The sequence below is a fragment of the Bradyrhizobium sp. JR3.5 genome, from assembly GCF_054057015.1.
In genome coordinates this window covers 515,628-537,390 of record NZ_JBSRYV010000001.1, presented here as the reverse complement: position 1 = coordinate 537,390, position 21,763 = coordinate 515,628, and the positions used below count along the sequence as shown (strand labels likewise).

At 60.2% G+C, this 21,763-nt stretch carries 17 protein-coding genes and 2 pseudogenes; 12 read left to right on the top strand and 7 right to left on the bottom strand.

All coding sequences use genetic code 11. From position 1 onward, the window contains the following. Positions 1 to 56: 56 nt before the first annotated feature. The 4 genes from ACVWW1_RS02645 to ACVWW1_RS02630 all read left to right on the top strand — a co-directional run bounded on the left by ACVWW1_RS02645 (position 57) and on the right by ACVWW1_RS02630 (position 4,734). Positions 57 to 3,035, top strand: coding sequence for an FAD-binding and (Fe-S)-binding domain-containing protein (locus tag ACVWW1_RS02645; protein WP_456654746.1), 2,979 nt, complete (start codon positions 57 to 59; stop codon positions 3,033 to 3,035). Further along, entirely contained in the window at positions 3,028 to 3,456 is a 429-nt protein-coding gene (locus ACVWW1_RS02640) for a GlcG/HbpS family heme-binding protein (RefSeq protein WP_456654745.1), read from the top strand. Before ACVWW1_RS02645 ends, ACVWW1_RS02640 begins: the two co-directional genes overlap by 8 nt. A gap of 149 nt (positions 3,457 to 3,605) precedes the next feature. Beyond that, the gene (locus ACVWW1_RS02635) at positions 3,606 to 3,887 is read left to right on the top strand and encodes a hypothetical protein (RefSeq protein WP_456654744.1); all 282 of its coding nucleotides are present in this window, start codon (positions 3,606 to 3,608) and stop codon (positions 3,885 to 3,887) included. 634 nt (positions 3,888 to 4,521) lie between these two features. Next, positions 4,522 to 4,734 (top strand): hypothetical protein, encoded by a 213-nt coding sequence (locus ACVWW1_RS02630; protein WP_456654743.1) that lies wholly within the window; start codon positions 4,522 to 4,524, stop codon positions 4,732 to 4,734. A 654-nt stretch (positions 4,735 to 5,388) separates the two neighbouring features. On the opposite strand, the gene ACVWW1_RS02625 is transcribed toward ACVWW1_RS02630, so the two are convergent. Next, the gene (locus tag ACVWW1_RS02625) at positions 5,389 to 5,619 is read right to left on the bottom strand and encodes a hypothetical protein (protein WP_456654742.1); all 231 of its coding nucleotides are present in this window, start codon (positions 5,617 to 5,619) and stop codon (positions 5,389 to 5,391) included. A gap of 261 nt (positions 5,620 to 5,880) precedes the next feature. On the opposite strand from ACVWW1_RS02625, the gene ACVWW1_RS02620 reads away from it, so the two are divergent. After that, the gene (locus tag ACVWW1_RS02620; RefSeq protein WP_456654741.1) at positions 5,881 to 6,378 is read left to right on the top strand and encodes a hypothetical protein; all 498 of its coding nucleotides are present in this window, start codon (positions 5,881 to 5,883) and stop codon (positions 6,376 to 6,378) included. 710 nt (positions 6,379 to 7,088) lie between these two features. Here the strand turns inward: ACVWW1_RS02620 and ACVWW1_RS02615 are convergent. Beyond that, positions 7,089 to 8,897 (bottom strand): acyltransferase family protein, encoded by a 1,809-nt coding sequence (locus tag ACVWW1_RS02615; RefSeq protein ID WP_456654740.1) that lies wholly within the window; start codon positions 8,895 to 8,897, stop codon positions 7,089 to 7,091. Positions 8,898 to 9,029: 132 nt separating this feature from the next. Here ACVWW1_RS02615 and ACVWW1_RS02610 point away from each other — a divergent pair, with 132 nt between their 5' ends. From ACVWW1_RS02610 to ACVWW1_RS02585, 6 genes are all read left to right on the top strand, one after another. Further along, entirely contained in the window at positions 9,030 to 9,245 is a 216-nt protein-coding gene (locus tag ACVWW1_RS02610) for a hypothetical protein (protein ID WP_456654739.1), read from the top strand. Between the two features lie 69 nt (positions 9,246 to 9,314). Next, complete coding sequence (locus ACVWW1_RS02605; protein WP_456654738.1) at positions 9,315 to 9,491, top strand: hypothetical protein; 177 nt, start codon at positions 9,315 to 9,317, stop codon at positions 9,489 to 9,491. Further along, positions 9,491 to 9,796, top strand: coding sequence for a hypothetical protein (locus ACVWW1_RS02600; RefSeq protein WP_456654737.1), 306 nt, complete (start codon positions 9,491 to 9,493; stop codon positions 9,794 to 9,796). The genes ACVWW1_RS02605 and ACVWW1_RS02600 overlap by 1 nt, the downstream gene beginning before the upstream one ends. A 60-nt stretch (positions 9,797 to 9,856) precedes the next feature. Continuing rightward, positions 9,857 to 11,815 carry an acyltransferase family protein gene (locus ACVWW1_RS02595; RefSeq protein WP_456654736.1) on the top strand — a complete coding sequence of 653 codons (1,959 nt, stop codon included), beginning with the start codon at positions 9,857 to 9,859 and terminating at the stop codon, positions 11,813 to 11,815. A gap of 971 nt (positions 11,816 to 12,786) precedes the next feature. Next, positions 12,787 to 13,200: a hypothetical protein gene (locus ACVWW1_RS02590; RefSeq protein ID WP_456654735.1), complete on the top strand. Its 414-nt coding sequence runs from the start codon at positions 12,787 to 12,789 to the stop codon at positions 13,198 to 13,200. Between the two features lie 689 nt (positions 13,201 to 13,889). Beyond that, entirely contained in the window at positions 13,890 to 14,078 is a 189-nt protein-coding gene (locus tag ACVWW1_RS02585; protein ID WP_456654734.1) for a hypothetical protein, read from the top strand. A 230-nt stretch (positions 14,079 to 14,308) separates the two neighbouring features. Here the strand turns inward: ACVWW1_RS02585 and ACVWW1_RS02580 are convergent, their stop codons facing one another. Beyond that, entirely contained in the window at positions 14,309 to 16,036 is a 1,728-nt protein-coding gene (locus ACVWW1_RS02580; RefSeq protein ID WP_456654733.1) for a carbohydrate porin, read from the bottom strand. Continuing rightward, on the bottom strand, positions 15,942 to 16,517 hold the full coding sequence (locus tag ACVWW1_RS02575; protein WP_456654732.1) for a hypothetical protein: 576 nt from the start codon (positions 16,515 to 16,517) through the stop codon (positions 15,942 to 15,944). Before ACVWW1_RS02575 ends, ACVWW1_RS02580 begins: the two co-directional genes overlap by 95 nt. Positions 16,518 to 16,886: 369 nt before the next feature. Between ACVWW1_RS02575 and ACVWW1_RS02570 the strand changes: the two are divergent. After that, positions 16,887 to 17,813 (top strand): annotated as a pseudogene (locus ACVWW1_RS02570) (type II toxin-antitoxin system HipA family toxin); the annotation flags it as partial. A gap of 367 nt (positions 17,814 to 18,180) precedes the next feature. Here the strand turns inward: ACVWW1_RS02570 and ACVWW1_RS02565 are convergent. The 3 genes and pseudogenes from ACVWW1_RS02565 to ACVWW1_RS02555 all read right to left on the bottom strand — a co-directional run bounded on the left by ACVWW1_RS02565 (position 18,181) and on the right by ACVWW1_RS02555 (position 21,705). Then, positions 18,181 to 18,501: a DUF736 domain-containing protein gene (locus tag ACVWW1_RS02565; RefSeq protein ID WP_456654731.1), complete on the bottom strand. Its 321-nt coding sequence runs from the start codon at positions 18,499 to 18,501 to the stop codon at positions 18,181 to 18,183. A gap of 909 nt (positions 18,502 to 19,410) precedes the next feature. Then, a pseudogene (locus ACVWW1_RS02560) lies at positions 19,411 to 20,344 on the bottom strand (DUF2493 domain-containing protein). Between the two features lie 338 nt (positions 20,345 to 20,682). Next, positions 20,683 to 21,705, bottom strand: a complete 1,023-nt coding sequence (locus ACVWW1_RS02555; protein WP_456654730.1) for a DUF7146 domain-containing protein — start codon at positions 21,703 to 21,705, stop codon at positions 20,683 to 20,685. Positions 21,706 to 21,763: the final 58 nt, after the last annotated feature.

The following is a 21,763-nucleotide window of genomic DNA, read 5'->3' as shown; positions in this document are numbered from 1 at the left end:
CGAATGAATAATTCCCGGGCAATATGAGTTGCGCCGCGGATCACATCGGATCTGGGATGAAGAACGCCTCATCGCTCGAACAGCGCCTGCGGTCCGACCTGACCGGCGACGTGTTTTTCGATGCCTTCAACCGCGGCCGCTACGCGACCGACGCCTCGTTCTACCAGATCATGCCGGCCGGCGTGGTGGTGCCCCGCACCATCGACGAGGCGCTGCGAACGCTTGCGATCGTCCGCGACGCCGGACGGATCGTGACCCCGCGCGGCGGCGGCACCTCGCAATGCGGCCAGACCGTCAATGACGGCATCGTGGTCGACCTCTCCAAGCACCTGAACCGCATCCTCTCGCTCGACGTCGAGAACCGCATCTGCGTGGTCGAGCCCGGCATCGTGCTCGACGACCTCAACCGCCAACTGAAGAAACGCGGGCTGTGGTTTCCGGTCGATGTCTCCACAGCGTCGCGCGCCACCATCGGCGGCATGGCCGGCAACAATTCCTGCGGCGGCCGCTCGCTCCGCTACGGCACCATGCGCGACAACACGCTGTCGATGGATGCAGCGCTCGCCGACGGCACGCTGCTGCATTTCGGCGAGGTGCCGCGCGACCTGACGCGGATCCATGCGTCCGACAGCGGATCGAAGCTGTTCCGCGACATGCTTGATCTCGGCGAGCGCGAGGCGGCCGAGATCGCGGACAAATTCCCCAAGGTGCAGCGCCGCGTCGGCGGCTATAACCTCGATGCGCTGGTGCCGCGCAACGCGCCGAACAACATGGCGCATCTGTTGGTCGGCTCGGAAGGCACGCTCGCCTTCACGACGCAGGTCGAGCTCAAGCTGTGGCCCGTGATCCGCAACAAGGCGCTCGGCGTCTGCCATTTCGGCAGCTTCTACGAGGCGATGGATGCGGCCCAGCACTTGGTCAAGCTGCGGCCGATCGCAGTCGAGCTGGTCGATCGCACCATGATCGCGCTCGGCCGCGAGATCGCGATGTTCCAGCCGATCATTTCCGCGGCAGTGCGCGGCGACCCGGACGCGATCCTTGTGGTCGAGTTCTCCGAGGAAGATCAGGCCGACAACCTCGCCCGCCTCAGGCAGCTCGGCGAGCTGATGGGCGACCTCGGCTTCGGCTGGGACAAGCCGCAGCGCAAATGGGGCGGCGTGGTCGAGATCGTCGAGCCCGCGCTGCAATCCGGCATCGCCGATTTCCGCGCCGCCGGGCTCAACGTCATGATGTCGATGAGGCAGGAGGGCAAGCCGGTCTCGTTCGTCGAGGATTGCGCGGTCCCGCTGCCGCATCTTGCCGACTACACCGAACGGCTCAATGCCGTCTTCGCCAAACACGGCACCCGCGGCACGATGTATGCGCATGCCTCCGAAGGCTGCCTGCATGTGCGGCCGGTGCTCAATCTCAAGCTCGAGAAGGACGTCAAGGCAATGCGCGCCATTGCCGAGGAAGCCTTCGCGTTGGTGCGCGAGTACAAGGGCTCGCATTCCGGTGAGCACGGCGATGGCCTGGTGCGCTCGGAATTCCACGAGACGATGTTCGGCGCGCGCATCGTGGCCGATTTCCGCGAGGTCAAGCAGCGCTTCGATCCGGACAATACGCTCAACCCGGGCAAGATCGTCAATCCGCCTGCCATGGACGATCGTTCGCTGTTTCGTTTTTCGCAGGGCTATCGCGTCGGCGAATTGAAGACGGCGCTGGACTGGTCGGCCTATCCCGGCGCCGGCGGCGGCTTTCAGGGCGCGGTCGAGATGTGCAACAACAACGGCGCCTGCCGCAAGCTCGAGGGCGGCGTGATGTGCCCGTCCTATCGGGCGACGCGCAACGAGAAGGACGTCACCCGCGGCCGCGCCAATACGTTGCGGTTGGCGATCTCGGGCCAGTTGGGTGCGGACGCGCTCGCCTCCGACGAGATGATGGACACGCTGAAACTCTGCGTCTCCTGCAAGGCGTGCCGCCATGAATGCCCGACCGGCGTCGACATGGCCAAGATGAAGATCGAGGTGCTGGCGGCCCGCGCCGCGTCGCACGGTCTCTCGCTGCGCGACCGGCTGGTCGGCTATCTGCCGCGCTACGTCGATCTCGCCTCGCGCTTTGCTCCGATCGCGAACTGGCGCAACCGCAGCCCGCTGCTGCGCGCGCTGTTCGAGACACTCGCCGGCATCAGCGCGAAGCGCGCACTGCCGGCGTTTCGCCGCGACACCTTCCGGCCTGTCGCCGAGGTGCTGGGTCCGGCTGATGGCCGCGAAGTGGTGCTGTTCGCCGACACGTTCAACCGCGGCTATGAGCGGGAGAATCTCGATGCCGCGGTCGAGGTTCTGGTCGCCGGCGGCTATCGCGTGCACCTGCCCAAGCCGTCGGACGGCGGCCGTCCGCCGTGCTGCGGGCGAACGTTCCTGTCGGCGGGCCTGGTGGAGCAGGCCCGTGCCGAGCTCGACCGGCTGGTTGCGACCTACGCGCCGTTCGCGGCGCGCGGCGTGCCGATCGTTGGGCTCGAGCCGAGCTGCCTTCTGACCCTGCGTGACGAGCTGCTGTCGCTGCGTTCGGATGACGCCGCGAAGACCCTCAGCGCGCACGCTTTGCTGTTCGAGGAATTCCTGGTGCGCGAGGCCGAGGCTGGGCGCCTCGCTCTGCCGCTTGGCGCAGTCGCTAGCAAGGCCGTCGTGCACGGTCATTGCCACCAAAAGTCTTTCGGCGCGTTCAAGCCGGTGGAGAAAGTGCTGCGCCTGGTGCCGGGCCTCGACGTCAAGACCATCGAGTCGAGCTGCTGCGGCATGGCCGGCGCGTTCGGCTATGGCGCGGACACCTATCAGGCCTCGATCGAGATGGCCGAGCTGTCGCTGCTGCCGGCAGTCCGCAGCGCGGATCAGGATACGCTGATCGTGGCCGACGGCACCTCCTGCCGGCACCAGATCAAGGACGGCAGCGGACGCACGCCGCTGCATGTCGCCAGCGTATTGGCGATGAGCCTGAAACGTGCGAAATCGAATTCCGACACATTGTTACCGACAAAGGAAGAGGCCCATGGCTGAACTCACTCTCGAAATTGCCCGCAAGATTCTGGATGCCGCGCTGGCCAAGGGCGTCGAGAAGAAGCTGAAGCCGCTGGTCGTCACCATCCTCGACGCACGCGGCGCGGTGAAGGTGACGGCCGCGCAGGACGGCACCAGCCTGATGCGGGCCGAGATCGCCCACGGCAAGGCCTATGGCGCGCTGGCGCTGGGCATGGGATCGCGGGCGCTGTTTCAGCGCGCACAGGAGCAGGCCTATTTCGTCGATTCCGTGAATACGCTGGCGCAGGGCCGGCTGGTGCCGGTCCCGGGCGGTGTGCTGATCATGGACGGAGGCAACCTGCTCGGCGCCGTCGGCGTCAGCGGCGACACGTCAGATAATGACGAGATCTGCGCCGTGGCCGGCATCGAGGCGGCAGGCCTGAAGGCCAACGCGGGGTAATAGCACTGGCGAGGCGATTGAATCGCCCAGGATGTACAAGTTGACAAATTTGCGGCTGGTTCCGATAGTTGGGATGGAGTTGAGCCATGCCTAAGACACATCCAAAATCGTCCGCTACCGAGGATGTGTCCGTCCCCGGGGACGGGGTGATGATGATACTTGAGCAGAAGCCTGCCGCTTTGAAGAGCCTCGCTCTTCCTGCTGGCGCTCAGGTCGCGATCGTTTCGAAAAGTGCGACGGCGCTGCAGAAGGTCCGTGAGAGCAACAAGCAACTGGCGGGTCAAGCCTTCCGGTTTTACTCCGGTGCAGCCAGGAAAGCCGCGGCCATCCACAAGGAAGCATTTGCGCCCGATGCCCGCGCTCTCGCCGTCCTCGAGGGCGTTCGCGTTGCGCAGGAGGATCTTCGGCGAAGCGAAAAACGGACCCGCTGACCGGGCCAGGCCGGTCCTCCGGAAAATGCTCCAGATTGATATAGTGTGAATGCTGATCGAAATTTGCCCCCTCGATCACCTGCGCGTGTGGGCTAAAGTCTTGATTATGCAAACGACAGAATAGTGATCCTGGCGCCGATCGGCGTCGGACCCCCGCGCCGATACACACCCTGATGGGAGCGGGACATTTCTGAGGCTGACCGCCGCCGGACAAGCGATATGACGCGTGGGCCTTGCGACCCAAACCGCGCCAGGATTCCGCGTTTGGGATTTCGCAAAGCTAATGCAGTGTCCGCCGTCGTTGCTGCCGCGATACGTGCTCAACCAGTTCCGCGTTTAAGCAGTTTAGGATATGCTCTAACTGCTCGTTGACGAGCATGAGCACCCTGAGAGCGCTACGTACATCGCCGCCACAGGCGGCGACGATCTCATCTAGCTCCCGGTCATACTCACCCAGATAGTCGTTGGTCGTTGGGTGCGGCATACGAACAACATCCAAGCAGAAAATGTTGTGTCGAAACAACGAGCGCTGCGCTTTTCCTCGATATTCACAGGCAGTGGCCAAATTGCTGATTGCATTTCGACGAGCCTCGCTTTGCTCTGAAACGATATTTCCAGGTATTTTGGGGGCTGCATGGTCGAAGCGTATTTCAATGTCAGGCGCGATCTGCTCGTTGTGAGGAAGGGGTTTCCCGTGCCGGGTATTGGCGTCGAAGGGAAATGGCGCAAGAGCAAGAAAAGGGTCATCAGGTTAAGCGAGGAGATCAGGCAGGCAGTCCAGAGCCAAGGCTATTACATACGCAGGCTCAGCGATCTCAAGAGGGATGGCAGACTTGCTGGCCTCTAAGACCGGCGCGCTTTCTCCTCTGCCGCTTGTGCGAGTTTTCTCCACTCCTCGGCTGCCTGCAACCAGGCTTCTTTCGCGCTCGCAGTCGTGGCCTCGGCCGCTTCGCCTTCACATTCAGCGGCTTTCTGACAGTAATGTTCAGCGTCCTGCGTAGGCATGCGCTTGGGAGACCACCTTGGCGGAAAGAGGTGGTGAGGTTAGCGCCACGGCATGCCGCCGCGCAGCCGTATGACTACGGTGCTGTCGCTCCGGTGAAGGCTCAATCCGCTGTCGTGCCAAAACCCGGTAAGCGAGCAGGCTGGAAACGCCACACCTTGTGCGATCCTTCGACTGCGCAATTAACGGCCGGAGCGCGAACGCACAGTAACCTGTAACCAAAGATAGCGAAGGTATGGCTCTATCCTCGCTGCACCCTGCGGAGCACCGGCTTCCTAGGGGACATCTCCCTTCCTAGTCGGTCCGACACTGTACGGCCGGTTCAAAAAGAACTCGCGATTGCCGAGCGCAGCCTCGGCGTATTGATCAATAGCAACCTGGATCGCCTGAACATGGTGATAGACCAGCCTTCACGAGCGGAGAGTTGTCGGACTTCGTTTAGTGCCCTAATGAACGGCGGCGGATTGTCCCAATCATCGAACCACTGCGGACGCTCCGTCACCATTTCCGGCCTCCCAGAACTTTGCCTTTCGGCTTCGGCAGTGTAGCTTTCATCCGATCTCGGTCAGCACAGAGAGTGTCGATCTTGTCGAGCATCCGTTGCAGCAGCATCTCGGCCGAGCTGGTCGGGATACCCGCTCTCTGGAGCTGAAGGATTTCTTTGCGCTGGCGGCTAACTTGCACGCGCATGCGCTCGATCTCCGAACGGACGAATTCGAGTGAGGGCATAGTTTGCTCTGGATTGACGACGAGCTGGCACAAGAACAAAGAGCGAACAGAGAGTCAAGGCTGCAAATTTGAAGTCTGCCAACCTGAGGCGTATTCGAATGAATTCCGGGATGTCCCCCTTTTTAAAGCAATGCCCACACGCGGTCCCGCACCAAGGGCGTTGCTCGCCTTGTGACCATACCTGGCGTTAGCTTCAAATCTCAGGCCATAGATGCTTAAATCCTCTAGAAGCGGCGGTTGGAGCTTCGGGGATTTGGCGGAATGGGCATATTCAACACACAGGGGAACCTTGTTCCGATCCATGCAGACAACGCTAAGACGAGGGATTGGCTTATTTTATTGGAAGCGGCGACTATCGTTGGTCACCAGCGGGAAAGGCTCAGAGTTGCGCTTACTACGCAGCAGCGCAAGCTCGTCAAGAGGCGAAGGCTGTTAGGCAAGACGGAGTACTATCTCGTCATCGATGGCTATGATCCGCGAATCCACGCGCTCTATTTCTGCCCCCAGCTTTATAGGAACGAGGGTGGCACGCTCGTTCCTCTAACTGGAGCGGAGATTGGGCAGTTAATGGCGCAAGCCCTTGAGGGAGGAGCAGTTGAAAAATCGCCTTGGTATGAGCCGGCAGATGGCCTACCAAACGAGCCGATTATAAAAGCGACGCCCGAAATGGAATTTGACAGCCTGGTTATAGATAATGCGGTCGCGCAAACAAAGCCTACGCTACGGCCTGTGTCTCTCGCCGAGAGAGAGCGCGAATAAAAACTAAAACTGCACTAACTGTGGTGATAGCGAGCTATCAGTTGCCTTAAGTCGATTTGGCCGGCACGATGGCGTACGCCAAGAGCATAGGCACCTTCTTAGTCGGTCCAAGTGCGGTCCCCACACCGCTCGCATTCAAACGTATGAATGACAACTCCACTTTCAGATTCCATGATCGTTCTGACTAGGGTGAGCTTCTTTCCGCAAAAGCGGCAGTCATGATGTGATCGATCCGCGACCGTGGCGATCTTCTCAGCTCGAAATAGATCCACAGCAGCCGCGCCATCAGTTTTGGAAGTGGTAACTGCTCGTGCATTCGCGATACTGGCATGCATTGTATTCGCAATTGTCCAGCTGGGCTCGATCAGCGCCCGGCTGCCATGTAAGCCATCGCATGAAAGCCCGTCATTCGCGACGTTGCTCGACGAAGGCAAGGAGTAACACGCTTGAAGATTACGGCGATTCACGGTCGCGCGGTGTGGCGTAATCCACACTGTGGACAACAATGCGGTGTCCTCGGAATGCGCCCTTACAGACAGGTGCGATTGAGCGCCGAGCACCGTGCCCGCTGTCGTCGAGTCCGCGCGCAAAGGTTGCGAAACAATGCCGTCGTTCCGTGCGATTTAGGCGCAGGTTCGGTGATCTGGCCAAAGCTATTGAACGAAGTCGTTGCCAGCCTATTCGCCTATCCGCGTCGGATCATATAAGTGTCACTCGATGCCAAGTTGCGGAGCGATCTGTTGGATTAGGAACTCAGAGCCAGCCTTTGTAAGATGGATGATGTCTCTAGCCGTGATAGATCCGTTGACAGAGGCCAAACATTCGTCGCCACGGCACAAGGCCTTTCTTGCAGACACGTACTGGACACCCAACTCGTCGGCTATGACACTCATGGTCCTGTCGCCTGCGTCACTATCGACATACTGAGAGGTCAACTCGGGAATGATTTTTCCGTTGCGCCTAAAGTAGTTCACCGCGGCATTAGGGAGGCCACCGCGCCAAACGGGGGTCGGTCCTAGAATTATGATGCGAGGAACGCCGGCTTCGCGAAGGGCGTCTATGGTTGGCTTAGTGGTTCCAATCCGATCGTCAACGTCCCAGGTGGCGTGAAGCACAACGACGTCAGGCTTGACCTCGGAAATGCGACGCACGATCTCCGCGTTCTTTTCCAGGCAGTAGTGGTTGGCAGAATGCGCCGGAACTAGCAACGGATGGCATGAGCTTACGGTAAGCTGCGCTATTCCGAACTCGTGGTCTTGTTGCAGCTTTCTAAACCCAGGAATTAGCGCTGAGGCCGTAGAGTCTCCCCAAATTGCGATTAGCGGCCGCTTTCTCTCAGAACAGTTCCGAAAATTGCCGTCCTCTCCGTCGAGCAGCATGCACTCGTGTACACGCCATGCACCCACGCCATCAGCTGCGCTAAGCATCGCTTGGAGTTCGGCAGGCAAATCTGGTGGCTTCACGAGGGCCGCATATAGGCCGAATGCTCCGGCCGCCGCCATAGCGGCGCCGATCGGCAACACTCGGGATCGGCGACGTAGAGGCCGCTCAACCGCAAAATAAGTCAGCACCGAAAGAGCGGAAGCCAACACAACGCCGATAAACCCGAGAGTGTCGTTGAGTGGCCGAAAAAGGTAAACTTGCAGAAATACGAGGACGGGCCAGTGCCACAGATACAAGGAATAGCTGATCAGTCCGACACCGACGAACGGGCGAAGCGAAAGGACGCGATTTACGGCCGATCCGTGGGACGCCATCAACAGCGACGCACCGGCGACGGGTACTCCCGCAGCCCAGCCGGGGAACGTCATCTTGTCAGTAAATAAAAAGAACGAGGCTTCAATAGCGACAAGCCCTACAATCGCTATTGCCTCTTTTGCGGCCCTCGGCTGTTCGGGGATGAACGTTAGCAGTGCCCCCGCCATCAGCTCCCAAGCGCGCGTAAACGGCAGAAAGAACGCTGCTGCAGGTTGATCGGCGACCAGCGCCAGATTTAGGACGAACGACACAGCAAGGCCGATCGCCGCCGCTAGAGGTATTCTTCGTCGTGGCAAAGCCCACAAAATCACAGGCCACACAAGATAGAACTGTTCCTCAATGCCAAGAGACCAGAGGTGCAGAAGCGGCTTTAGGTGTGCGTCGACGTCAAAATAGTTGACTTCGGACAGCAACATCAGATTGGCCGCGAATAGCGCGCTCGCAACTGCGTTCTTTCCGAGTGAATGCAACTCGTTTGGCAGGAGAAGGCGCAGGCCTAAGAATACAGTCGCGGCCAAAACGACGATTAACGCCGGAAAGATCCGCCGTATTCGCCTTTCGTAGAACGCCGCGATGCTGAACGTCTTGTCGTGCAGCTCCGACGTCACAATGCCGGTAATGAGGTATCCGGAGATGACAAAGAAGATGTCGACGCCGACGAACCCGCCGGGCAGCGCACCGGGAAATGCGTGAAACAAGATCACGGCTGAAACCGCAACGGCTCTCAAGCCGTCAATGTCGGGGCGATAGGCCGCTTTCATAGGCTCCCTATAACACGCCCGTAGGATGATCGCGCAAGCCCGCGGAACTTCGGCAACGGATCAAAAACATCCACTAACCGCTCGGCGGTAGCCCTTTCCGAGAACGGAAGTCCTCTCGGGAACGGGTGCCATGTGAAGCTCGTCAGCAACATCAACGGATATCGCCGCCGACATGGTCGGCGCATCGCGATTGAACAGGCCGTGTTCCGGAGCGCCGTTGGCGGGCTCCTGCTGATCTGGCCGCACCTTTCCGAAACGTTCCCGTCCGGAACTTACGTCGTCGGCGGCATCCTTCTGTCCGTCGCGAACGGCGTTGCGATCTATCTCAAGAAGCCAGGGGCTCAATGATGGCGGTTACGCGAAAGCATGTCGGGCTGTCTGCCACCGGCGCCCGTTAAGCTCACGAAAGCGCCGCCTGTGCCGTATCTCGACACGCAATGCCGTTTCCCTTGGCGCGGCGTTGCCGGCTGCAAGGACAAGGACGCGCACGCGATGCTCGAGCTGACGACTTCCTACGCGATCAAACTGCAAGCCCGGCTCGCCGGGGTGCCGGCCTGGTACGGCAGCGTTCGTCGCAACTATGGGGCTCGGTGATGACGCCAGCACAGCGCAGCGAAATGGAAGAAGTAGTCAAGATGGCCGCGAAGGTCGCCGCGAAAGAGGCCGTTTCTGAAACGTTTCTTATGCTCGGGATGGACGTCTCCAATCCGATCTCAGTTCAAGGCCAATTCGCGTTCCTGCGAAACCTCCACTACGCGGCCCGGCATCTGCGCAACGTCGTCATTGCCGGCGTGGTCGGCGCGGTGGTGAGCGGGGCCGTGTGGGCGTGTTGGACTGGCTTCAAGGTGAGTGCGGCGTCGCCAGTGGCGACGATCTCAGGGCAGGGAACTCAAAAATAGATCGGGGTTCGACCAACTGAGCACTAGCGGAGCGTGCGAACTACCGTTAGCGCTCTAGGAATGTTTCGGAATATTACGACGTATCGCGCGGACATTGATGGGCTGCGCGCTTTTGCTGTCGCTACGGTGGTGTTTTACCACGCCTTTCCGGCCGCCATGCCGGGGGGCTTTGTCGGCGTGGATGTGTTTTTCGTTATTTCTGGATTTCTCATATCGTCAATTTTGATTAGCGATATGACCGAACATCGGTTTTCGTTCATCGGCTTCTACGGCCGGCGCGCCCGCCGGATATTCCCTGCCCTAGCCGCGTGCCTGGTCGTAACGTTGGCCTATGGGTCTGTCGCGCTTACTCCCTCGGAATTGGCACAACTCGGCAAGCATGTCTTTTTCGGCGCCGGCTTCCTCTCCAATATCGCTCTTTGGTTAGAGGCTGGCTATTTCGATACCGCCGCGATCTACAAGCCGCTTTTGCATCTCTGGTCGCTCGGGATCGAAGAGCAGTTCTATATTCTTTGGCCCATGCTGCTGTGGGGCGCCTTCCGCATCAAGGCGAACATCGCGCGGCTATTCGCGGTCCTGTTCGTTATCTCGTTTGCGGTCAACATCGTGCTGTCCACCATCAACCTCTCGGATGATTTCTATCTGCCGATCTCTCGGTTTTGGGAGCTGATGGCGGGCGGCGGCCTGGCGCTGTTTGGCCGAAGCGCTCAGACCCTGCGCGCTCGATTCATTGGGTCGTTTGCAGGTGCGGCCGCGCTGTTGTGCTCCGTGGTTCTTTTTACGCCTGGACTGCGCTTTCCTGGATGGTATGCGTTGTTGCCCGTCGCCGGCGCGACCGCGCTGATCTTTGCCGGGCCCAATGCGCCCTTAAATCGAACTGTTCTTTCCAGCCGTGCCTTTGTGGCCGTAGGGCTCATCAGTTACCCGCTCTATCTTTGGCATTGGCCGCTAATCTCCTATGCCTACATTGTCCGCCTGGGAAAACCGCCGACGCCGTTGATGGGGCTCGCGATCGTGGTCGCGAGCGTTGTTCTTGCGTGGCTGACGTACCGGTTTGTTGAATGCCCTGTGCGCTTCGGAGCAGTACGCCGGCGCAACACCGTGCTGCCCGCTACTGTTCTGGCGCTGGTGGGGATCTGCGGCGCGGTCGTCTGGGCCGGGAAGGGCTTCCCGGAACGCTTCGCGCGCTTGCCCGGTGTCGATATCCAGAAGATCGGCGCCGCGCGGCTCGATGCTGATTTTAAGCCAACCGCTGGCATGGCGTTAACGGAACACGACTGGACGTTGATTGCGCGTCTAGGAAGCGGGGAGCGAAAGGTGGCATTCGGCGGCGATAGTCTGCTGTTTCATTTTGGACCGCGTGCGCAACAGCTCTCTGATGACGGGCGGCTGGCGGCAACTGCTTTTTTCGTCACTGGACCGCGCTGCCCGCCGGTGCCTGGTGTGATCCAAGAGGACAAGTTTTCCGGATGTGGCGATCTGACGGGCAAACTGCTTGATCTGGTGCGCAGGGAAAAGGTCGCTTCCGTCGTGCTCGGCGCGGCGTGGTCAGGCTATAGCGCCCAAGGAATGTATATCGAGCGCGATGGAAAGCGGCTCCCACTGACAACGCCCGAGGGACAGGACGCCTTTTACGCGAGTCTTGAGCGGTTCGTGAGTCTGTTGAGGTCCGAGGGAGCTGTCGTTTATTTGGTTCTCGGGTTGCCGTCCGGCGCGCTCTTCGACCCTCGAAACATGGTTGCGCGTAGCATCGGCGGATTCCGGGTTTCGCCGAGCGTTGACGCTATGGTTAGTGTGTCTGAATTGCGGGTGGTGCTGGCGGACACTGACGCGCGACTAAATGCGATCGGGGCGCGCACCGGGGCCGTGACGCTCGATCCGTTCCCAGATATCTGCGGTACGGGCTCGGAGTGCTCGCCGCTATTCGGCGCCGGGGAGCCCAAATTTTCGGATCAGTCTCATCTGCGGCCGGCGTTCGTGCGCGAGAATTTGCATTTCCTCGACCGTCTTTTGGAATGACCGTTCACCGCAGCATCACCCAGGCCTCGATCGCCAAGAAGTGCAACATCCAATTTCAGAATAAGCCGCCACCCGGGCCGACCTAGACGCGCGCATGAACGCCATGCCGTCCTTGGTCCTTGATCGCCATTGCCATACTGCTTTCTTTTGCGGGACCGGCTATCGCAGAGTGCGGAGAACGAGGAGGCCCTGGTTATCGTGGTCCAAATGGCAAATGCGTCGGCTGGGCTGAGATGGGCCGCGTGTGTGGCACGCCACCGGCGACACGATGCAGGCCTGAGGCTGTTGCTCCGAGTTCAGCTGACGCTGCCAGTCACGGTGAGCTGCGCCAGCCGCAGAAGAAGCAGTAGTTTTCTGTGACTGCGGGCGTGTCATCAAGCGATCAGGGGCGGAACATTAGAGATGGCCGTGAACCTTTCCACCGGACTCCTGGCCGCAACCGTGTTGATGACTAGCGACACCGCTATGGCTGCGGATTGATCGTCGTCAATTTCCTCTGCCGCCGATGGCTTACTCTCTGATCTAGCACAATATTGAAACTGCGCCCTTCAAACGCGTTTTGGAATTGGCCGTAATCGACTCGGACGGCCTCCACGCGCTCATATTCCCCTGTCGCCGAGTTCTAGGCGGATGGTCAAGGCCAATTCAAACCGACCCGTGCTGGTTCATCCGACCCATTGGAGAGAGTGGAATATCGGCCTGACGCCCCCTTCGACCACTGACGCCGTGGCACGGTCACGCCCCACCGCATAGGACCAATCGCTCCGCCTCGCTGGGGTTTTTCGTATGAGTTGTCTCGGCCACTAAGCAACGAAAACACGCAGGTGCGCGCCCTATATCTCTCTGATGCACCTCCCCCTCCGCCCCACCGTCATAGCCGGCGCCATTGACCAAGTCGTTGTAGGCGAGTGCGGGCTGCCCGATAGCCCTAGCGACTTCCTGCCCCTGCAGATTGGCGCGATTCATGGGGGATGGGATCCAAGTCTCGCGAGTACATGTTCGGGTCGACGGTCAGGCATCTGGCCGAGCGTGCTGCCGAGGCTCGCCGTGATGCCGATGGGCTCGCTTGCCAGGCGTGGAACGCCCGCATGCTCGCCTTCCAGGGACCAGCGCAGCCGTCCCCCGCGCTCGGTGACGCCCTCAACGCCGGCTATCGCTATCTTGAGGTGAAGTGCCTTGGCTGCGAGACGCATCAGACCGTCGCGCTCGACGTTGTGCGGCGCCCGAAGTGGACGCCGGTTCACGAACTCGAGCGGTCCATGCGATGCAAGGAATACTCGCACCAGCAAGGTCATCCCTTCAAGCGCAGCCACCTGGTGGCGCTTCGGACAAGTAAGATTTCCGCCATGAACCCGCCGTCGACCTGGTGGCCGGGAGAGCGGTGACCATCGCGGCATGGCGAAATTAGTTGGGTCCGAAAATCATATAGAGTAGCATTGTGCCAACCACGGCCGTCCAGCCGATCGAAGCGGCAACGGCCCACACCTGTATCGGCATTGGACGCTTCCTTTGCAATTCGATGAAGCAAAACGAAGAGGCCGCTGGCGCTGGACAGCGACCTCTTGGACCCGATCTCAAATGAACGTCTTGGAAATAAAACCGCCGCCGAAGGTCCATCGTTGTTAAACAACGAATTCGCAGCGCAGTGAAGCCTAAACACGTTCCATGCTCTGCGGAACTATCGTAACGTGTCGAGGACGACACACTTTCTTCCTTCGAGATTCTCAACAGCGAGCACGCGCGGGCGTTTGAGCCGATCCAGGATGGCGGTATCACATCATTAACGCGGATTGTTTTTGCCTCCACTTTTTCCCTAACCCATACTTCTGCGGACCTACGGTATATGAGCCAAGAGCAGTTTCGGACAGTCGAAGGGAGATTCAAGGTCTATTTTTCGTGCCGCGGCTGCGGCACTATTTATTCTGCCTCGCAGGAGCGAAGCTCCACTCCTGCCTCAGGCCTCTTTAGCTGCCTAACTTGCGGCAAGCCCGTCCATCATTGGTCGGGGATCTATGATTACACCGACTGGAAGCGCGTCTTTAAGGCATAAGCAAAACGGCCCAGCATCCGGATCATGCTGGGGCCGAGTTCGATCGCCCAACCGCTGTCCGCCGAGAAGCAGCGGTCGTCGTTGCTAGGGCTGAAAAAATACGAAGTGAAAATTACCTGCCCTGTTGCTTCTATCATCCCAAACAACGTCCGGTTCGGGAAAACCGGCCGCCGGCTGCGCCTGTACTTATTTGCAGGCCGCTTCGGAAGGTAAGGAAGTTTGAGCAAATTTAGGCCGACCTCTTTTCGCACTAAAATCAATCGACCTGCCGGCGCAGATCGGATCCACGTCGGACGGAAATGGATCAGGGCAACAGGTGGCGGCGCAGCGCCTCAGCCACGCAATGTGCGATTGATGTCGCTCCACGACGGCATCGATCAGCTCTGGCGGAATAAGCACGGCGCCACTCGACAACACAGGCGCTTCTTTGCATCCGTCTGCCTCTAGAAGTGCCAAATGTAGCGGGTGGCGAAGAGATTCACCGGCCCACGATCCGTGTTGTAGGCGGGGTTTTCGATAAACTGATAGTCGAAGGTGAGATTTGAAGATTCAGACAGTGTGCAACTGTAATAGGTTTCGAAGATGTGCTCTGTGCTTGGGTACGACAACTGGCCATCACCGAGCAAGGTTCCCTGGCCTCCGGCATTCAAGAATGCCTGGTGGACTTTTGAAATGCCGTTGACAGCCCCTGCAACCCCGATCGTGTCATAGGGCCTGCCCCACAGGTTGCCCGAGATCGAAAAGCCCGCCAACACGGTGCGGTCAACGTCCGATGTATCAAAAGGCTCGTATCGGCCATTCATCCAACCAACCTGCGCAAGGAAGCCCAGATCCGGTGTGATCTGCTGCTCAAGGTTGATGACGAAGCCTGGCTTGGTTTGATACTGGCGTACTGCATCGAGCACAGGAGGCATGCCGTTCGCCGCGCCCCAGGCGATCGCATCGGAGTAAGCGGCCATGTTGCCTCGATTGATATAGGCCAGGAACTTGAGCTTGCCTGGCTGCCCCCACAGTTCATGCCTTTCCTCGACTTCGCCGACGAGGTTGAACTGGCTAAATGTCGGATCGAGACTGTACCCCAGGAAACCCAGCCCGCCTTGCGGTGTCTTCGACAGGTCGAATGCGCCCACTCGGACCGCAAAGCGGTCCACGTACCATTCAGCAGGGGCGGCACCGTAGGTGGGTGTCCACGCATCGCCTCCAAAATCGTAAGGGAGAGCGATCAGAAATGACCAGTTGAGGAATCCAGATTTGAGCGGAAGATATTTGTTCGTGTCGAAGATCTCAGGAGCCGAAAACCTGCCGACCGTCAGCACCACGCGGTCTGAGCTCTGTGTTCCCGCGAAGTTCATAAAGCCTTCCGGCACGCTCTCGCTGACACCTCCGAGATTGATCGTCTGCCGCAGGAAGAAGTGTTGCACTCTGGCGTAGGGTTGCGCGAGGCCGAGCTTGAATGCACCGACGCTTGGATAGCCGGCAACACCGAGCGTGTTACCAACGCCAAAGCCCTGATCGATCTCTGGATTGAACCAGAGCTCGGCGCTCTGCCACAGCTTGAGGCCCAAATACAGCCCGGCCTCCGTGGTCTCGCGGCCCTGCCCGCCACCGGAAAGGCTTCGCGGCCCCTCGTAAGGTGACCGAAACGCCGGGTAGCCTTGCCAGATTCCGGTGAACTCGCCATGAATATTGATGCGGTCCGGATCAATACCTGCAAATGACTTCGGCGCATTCTTCTCCGCGACTGTCTTGGCCTCGCCGAACTGGAAGTTCAGGCCCAGGCGCACCATTTGCTCGGAAAGATTGGAGTTAAACTGCTGGCCCGTGGACGGGAAAGTTGTGCTGCTATTGCCATAACTTGTGTAGAGATATTCGACCCGTGCAGTCCAATTCGGGATGAGTGGGGCTTCAACCCCGACGCCCGCCGCCCAACCTAGCCGCGATGCAAAGTGGGAGTCGGTTGCCAGTTGAGTGAGCGAGAACTGCTCCGTCGTCCACGCAAGTCCACCGGTCGCGTAAAACAGCCAGTTCCCGGGCGCATAGCCGATCCGGCCGCGCACAGTGCCGGAAGCATAGATGTTATTGGTATAGAATGCCTGGCTGTTTGTTGCGAGGGCGCCGCCACCGATCGAGAGGCCAGTACCGGGGTACGGGAATGCCGAGGCACTGGCCATCGGCCTCGACGCCGATAACGATCCGATTCTGCAGCATGTAGTTGTAGCCGGCTTGCAAACCCAAGAGCCAACTTCCCGACTGATTAAAGGCGTTGACCGAATTTTCGAGACCGACCGAACCGGAGTCGATGATTGCTCCCGGTGCCCCGGGGGCACCGGCGGACCAGTCCGAATTGCCCCACGCATAAGCCATATGGCCGCCGACGTAGAAACCGGTCCAATCATATGCGGAAGCTTGCGCAGGATGCGTTACCGCAGGCGCCTTCACAACAAGGTCCGCCGCGATAGCGCTTCCCGTGAACATGACAGCTGCCGCCACCACACAGAACGTCTGCCGCCAGCTTGCCAGCGCGCCACTCTCAGTGGCGTCGCCGACCCCATCCTTCGTTTCAATCGCCGCTATCCTGGGTGGTTCTCGAACTGGATCCGCAATGTGCTCATTCCCTACCGCGCTCAAGACAGTCTGCGCTGAAGTCGTCATGATTTCCCCTCCGTCTTATGGTCTCTGACTTGAAGTCCCCTTTGAACCTTGCCGCCAAGGCACAACCTCTCCATCGAGCGGAACGTGCCTTCCGCTCGTTGGGCAAAGATTCGTTTTCGATTGAGGGTTGAGGATGCCGCCTTCCTTCGAGCTTCGCCGGCTCCATCCAACGCAGGTCCAGCTCTTGAAGATCGTTACGCCGTCAGGGCGCTTCTCCAACACTGTCAATGAGGGTCATGGCTGAGTTCTCGCCAGATAGCGCTGTTTGCCCGCGACACCCTTCCTCTCGAAGTACGGCAACAGAGAGGGCAGTATCCACGGGATGAAGTTGCTGATCCGTGACAGAAGACCGTCTCCATAAGGCGCGTAGTGCTCGGCGTAGCCGACGAAACACGGCTTGGCGCGCTCCGCTTCCGCTGGGCCGGCGACGAGGTTTTCCAGAAACCAATTCGCGCCGGCGTTCCTGCCCTGATCGAACTTGGCCGGTTGCTCCAAATCACCGAGCGGATTCTCCGGGATGAGGAAACGGATGAGGACCTCCAACTCATCTTTGCCCCCGGCACCTCCCTCGGCGGCGCACGTCCGAAGGCGTCGGTCATCGACCAGCATGGTCACCTCTCCATCGCCAAATTCCCAAAGGAGACCGACGACTATAGCATGGAGACTTGGGAAGAGATCGCTCTTCGGCTGGCCGGCAAGGCAGGTATCGCCATTCCTCAGCACGAGCTGATCGACATCGCCGGCAAGCCGGTCATGTTATCGCGACGCTTCGACCGCAATGGTGCGATCCGCCTCCCATTCCTGTCGGCGATGGCGATGATGGGCGCCAAGGACGGCGAGCAGGGCAGCTATCCGGAGATCGTCGATGCCCTCGCCCAACACGGCGCTCAGGCAAGAACAGACGCCCATGCCCTCTATCGGCGTGTCGCCTTCAACGTGCTGATTTCCAATGTCGACGACCACCTCCGCAATCACGGCTTCCTGTGGCTTGGAAAGGCGGGTTGGTCTCTCTCGCCTGCATATGATCTCAATCCCGTTCCAATTGATCTCAAGGCCCGGGTGCTGACGACGAACATCGATCTCGACGAGGGCACCTGTTCACTCGACCTGCTGGAAGCGGCGTCCGGATATTTCGCGCTCACGTTGCTGCAGGCTCGCACGATTATCAAAGAAGTCGCGACCGTGACGGCGACCTGGCGCGACACGGCCAGGGCGGTCGGCGCCCGCTCGGCCGAGATCAACCGCATGGCCAGTGCTTTCGAGCACGACGATCTCAAACGAGCGCTGACGCTATAAAGGAGGACAACCCTCCACTGCTTTTGAGCCCGCCAGTGAGTCCATTTACCTTGCACCACCGCCGATCTGGAAGTCTCAGGGATCGGAGATCCCAGGAATTCAGAAAGTGCTGCAGCCGCCCGCCACGGCCTACGGTGCGTGGTCGATCTCGGACGCATTGCTGACACGGACCGGCGCGGAACACCTTCATCTTCGAGAACCGCGCGGACAGGCACATGAAATCAATGGCCCTGTTCAGATGCTTCGTCGCTCGTGCCTCGAGCCCTAGTTCAATGCCTTGATCGCGGCTTGGCCGGCGATGGCTTGCCTGCTGATGCGAAGAGCCCCGCCCGGCGGACCGGACGGGGCTCTTTTTAGTGGTCGAACCTCAGTCGCCGTTCTTGCGCAGCCGCGACCAGATGAGGGTGAAGCCGTCACCTTCCTCGTCTTCGAACAGGTTCGCGTAGATCGGCGCGTTGAGCGAGGGATCGTCGAGCTTGAGCGAGAGGTAGTCGCGGCCCTCCTCGGAGCGCTTCGACCAGGCGGCACCGATCTCTGCGCGGCCGACGAAGATGCGATGGCTCGGGGCATTGTCGTTGGATCGGTTGGTCTCGGCTACGATCCTGACGCCCCTGGTCTGGAGGCTCAGGGTGACGATCTCGCCCTGCAACTCGCGGCCGACTTTCTTGAAATAACCGATGTTAGCCATGTCACTTCTCCTTGATGTTTCGAGGCGCGACCATCGCGGCCTCGATGGCGATCTACAGGCCAAAGACGATCGACGACGCACCCGCCTGCGGGCCGGAGCGCAGCGGAGGACGCCAGTGGGGAGACTTTCTTGCCTCGCGAGGAATGGGCGTTAGCCCAGGGGAAGAAAGTCGCCCCGCGGCGTTGCGTTGAGGCGATCGAGGCGCAGCCGCTCTTGGGCCAGATCAAGCCATCAAGAGGCCAGGTGGTCCGTCATCGAACGGCATCCTTCGGAGAAGTGTTGGCCAACCTCGGCTGTACTGCACAAGATATCGCTGCGTTCAGGTGAAGAAACGGAAACAGACGCGAAGGAATAGGCGTAATTGATCGCCTAGCGCATTTGCGATGAGATGCCCGTGTGCTGCGTTGGTCGTGCGAGCAAGGTGAGAGAGGTCAGGGATCAAGCGCTCGGCCTTGGCCAAGTTACCCGGCGGTCTATCCCGCGGCCCGATCAACGCCTCGATTGCGAGCAATTTCGATCGACGGGCAGGCTCATCCCCACGGCGCATTGGCAGAGACAGCCGACTAAGGTTCGCCCGATACGGCCCCGATCGATCTTGCGGGCCCGGCAAGGGTGGTCATCTGAAATTCAAGCCGTGGTGCCGATTGCTATAGCTCCAAAACGCACCTGTTGCCGGGAAGGCAAGGCGGGCGCGAAGCGCATCGCCTTCAACTGAAATAGCGTGTCAGACGGAGCGCAGCGAAGTGAACCCGCGGACGTCGAGACCGGTCAAGAGGGTACCCGGGACAGAGGCAGTGATAGCGACGCCGGCATCGCAGATGACGGCGGGCCCTGGCCCGAGTACCCCCGGCGAGACGTTCACTATTCAGAGCGCCGGCTTTTGATGAAGAGGTGCGCATGAAGCGGCGCTTACGCGCCGCCGAATTTCCAGACGGGAATGCCGAACTTCCGGGCCTTGTCGGCAAGGTTATCTTGTATTCCGGAGCCAGGAAAGTGCATGACCCCGATTGGCAGTAGTGCGAGCATCGCGTCGATTGCGTTTGAACGGAGCCGCCTTGGCATGCTTGGTCCAGTCGGGCTTGAATGCGATCTGAGCCACCTTGCGGTCGGTGGCCCATTTTGCGGCGATCAGTTCGGCGCCTTTCGGAGATCCGCCGTGCAACAAGACCATGTCCGGGTACTTGGCATGGACCTTGTCGAGCCGATCCCAGATCAGGTGGTAATCGTTGAAATCGACGCCTCCGGTAAACGCGATCCTGGATCCCGACGGCAACATCGTCTCGGTTTCTGCCCGCTGCTTGGCAGCCAGGAAGTCGCGGCTATCGATCATCGCTGACGTGAGCGTACGATGATTGACCAGCGACCCGGCACGGGGACGCCAGGGCGAGCCGGTGTGAAGTTCGAATTGATCCGTGGCCAGTTCACGGAAAAGCTCCATGGCATTGCGGCGCTCTATGAGTGTGACGCCTTCGGCCGTAAGCCGCTCGAGTTCAACCGATCGCACCTCCGATCCATTCTGCTCTCGCTGGCTCCTCTGTTGCGCTTGCTCATTGTCGTCGAGCTCTCGCTCGATGCGGCCCGTGGCACGGTGGAATAGATTGACGGTCGACCAGAGCAGGTTCTCCAGGTCGGGTTCGAGCCGGGTGTCGCCCAAGGTCGCGACCAAGGCGTCAAACATGTCGGCAATGGCGCCCGCGATTGCGTTGCCGTCGGGAAGCGGTCTGGGATCGAGCTCGTCCTCGAAAGGACGGTGGCCGTAGAGCTGAAGCTCGCGGAGCAGGTGATCCGTTGGTGATGAGGCATGCTGCGGTTCGAACTCGGTATCGTCACGGTCGGTCGTCATGGTGAGGCTCCTTTTGCTGGATCGGCCGCGCCCATCGCGGTCTTCGTGGCGATCAGAAGACGGCAGGCGGAGCGGACCAGAACCCAAAGGCGCAAGCCGACGGGCCGAAGCGGAGCGGAGGATGGCGAAGGCCGGCTATTTTGCTTCGCGATGCAAAGGCCCGCAGGGCCGGCGGAAAATAGCCGGGCGCAGCCATTGTAGGCCCGGTCCACCTGCCGTCCGATCGCCCTCTAGAAGGCCGTGGCGCGGCCCCGTCTGGCACAGGTGACCTCGCATCGGCCAACCGCGACGATCCGTGATCGAGAGATCGCCGCTATCCCGAATCGATCGCGGCTCATTCATGGCAGGAACCGGACGATGTCCCGAGGAGCGAGCTGTTCACGTAGCGCCGCTCGGAATAATTCGGCGTCCAACTTGCAGAGGTCAGCGTTGAAGTCCTCGAACTTGGGCGACAGAGTGCAGGCCTCGATGCCGGCAGCCTCAGCGCGGCTCGTCAAGGTTATCGCTGCCGCCATTCCAGCCGCGTCCGCATCGCGCGCGATGTAGAGCCTGCGCAGCGACGCAGGGAGCAGTAGAGCTGCGAGGTGGTTGGCCGAAAGGGCTGCTACCATCGGCATGCTCCGCAACACGTAACGAAGCGACAGCATGGTCTCGATGCCCTCGCCTGCCACCAGCACGTCGTCAACTGACCCGAAACGCACTGCGTTACCGAGGAGATCGCCCATTGCACGCCGCGGTGTTTCGACCGGCGCCTTCCCATATCCCGACGGATGAAGCCAGGTCCGGTGTACGCCGGTAAACTTCCCCTTGAGATCGGTCACGCGAGCGATCATTGCCGGCCAGAACAGGGGCGGCGAGTCTACGTTGGGCCGGTAGTAGCAAAGCGCGTGGAAGCGTAGCGCGCCGTCATCGTGGATGGAATTAATGCCGCGTTGCCGCAGATAGATTTGGGCGACAGTCCGACCGATCGGCTGTGACATGGCAAAGAGCCGACGTGCGGCCTCTACAGATCCGCCTTGCCGCAGCAGACGGCCGGCAACCACCGGTCGTGGATCGGGTCGTGGCATGTTCAGGAATCGCCGCGCCTCCTCGACGACGTCGCGGAAATCGACCAGCCCACAGCTGGTCTTGATAATGTCGAGAAGATCGCCATGCTCTCCGGTTGCAGCATCCGTCCATTTGCCGGCGGGCCTCTTGGGCGATTGGTTCAACCGGACGAACAGCGAGCGGCCGGGTGCATTTCTGCAGTCCCCGACGACCCAATACCGACCCTGCCGACCGCCGTTGGAGAGATAGTGTCGACACACCGCCTCGGCCTCACGCGCGAGGCGACGTGCCAGTTCGGACGCATCGGGCCGCATCAGGCCGCCTCCTCGTTGCCCGTCCGAGCAACCGGACCGTTACATGAGGGTGAAAGCA

Coding starts and splice junctions, on each gene's coding strand:
- ACVWW1_RS02615 (WP_456654740.1), bottom strand. CDS start 8,897: ATGAAAGCGGCCTATCGCCCCGACATTGACGGCTTGAGAGCCGTTGCG.
- ACVWW1_RS02645 (WP_456654746.1), top strand. CDS start 57: ATGAAGAACGCCTCATCGCTCGAACAGCGCCTGCGGTCCGACCTGACC.
- ACVWW1_RS02585 (WP_456654734.1), top strand. CDS start 13,890: ATGCTGGGGCCGAGTTCGATCGCCCAACCGCTGTCCGCCGAGAAGCAG.
- ACVWW1_RS02555 (WP_456654730.1), bottom strand. CDS start 21,705: ATGCGGCCCGATGCGTCCGAACTGGCACGTCGCCTCGCGCGTGAGGCC.
- ACVWW1_RS02635 (WP_456654744.1), top strand. CDS start 3,606: ATGATGATACTTGAGCAGAAGCCTGCCGCTTTGAAGAGCCTCGCTCTT.
- ACVWW1_RS02630 (WP_456654743.1), top strand. CDS start 4,522: ATGGTCGAAGCGTATTTCAATGTCAGGCGCGATCTGCTCGTTGTGAGG.
- ACVWW1_RS02565 (WP_456654731.1), bottom strand. CDS start 18,501: ATGGCTAACATCGGTTATTTCAAGAAAGTCGGCCGCGAGTTGCAGGGC.
- ACVWW1_RS02600 (WP_456654737.1), top strand. CDS start 9,491: ATGACGCCAGCACAGCGCAGCGAAATGGAAGAAGTAGTCAAGATGGCC.
- ACVWW1_RS02595 (WP_456654736.1), top strand. CDS start 9,857: ATGTTTCGGAATATTACGACGTATCGCGCGGACATTGATGGGCTGCGC.
- ACVWW1_RS02575 (WP_456654732.1), bottom strand. CDS start 16,517: ATGACGACTTCAGCGCAGACTGTCTTGAGCGCGGTAGGGAATGAGCAC.
- ACVWW1_RS02640 (WP_456654745.1), top strand. CDS start 3,028: ATGGCTGAACTCACTCTCGAAATTGCCCGCAAGATTCTGGATGCCGCG.
- ACVWW1_RS02580 (WP_456654733.1), bottom strand. CDS start 16,036: ATGGCCAGTGCCTCGGCATTCCCGTACCCCGGTACTGGCCTCTCGATC.
- ACVWW1_RS02620 (WP_456654741.1), top strand. CDS start 5,881: ATGGGCATATTCAACACACAGGGGAACCTTGTTCCGATCCATGCAGAC.
- ACVWW1_RS02625 (WP_456654742.1), bottom strand. CDS start 5,619: ATGCCCTCACTCGAATTCGTCCGTTCGGAGATCGAGCGCATGCGCGTG.
- ACVWW1_RS02590 (WP_456654735.1), top strand. CDS start 12,787: ATGGGATCCAAGTCTCGCGAGTACATGTTCGGGTCGACGGTCAGGCAT.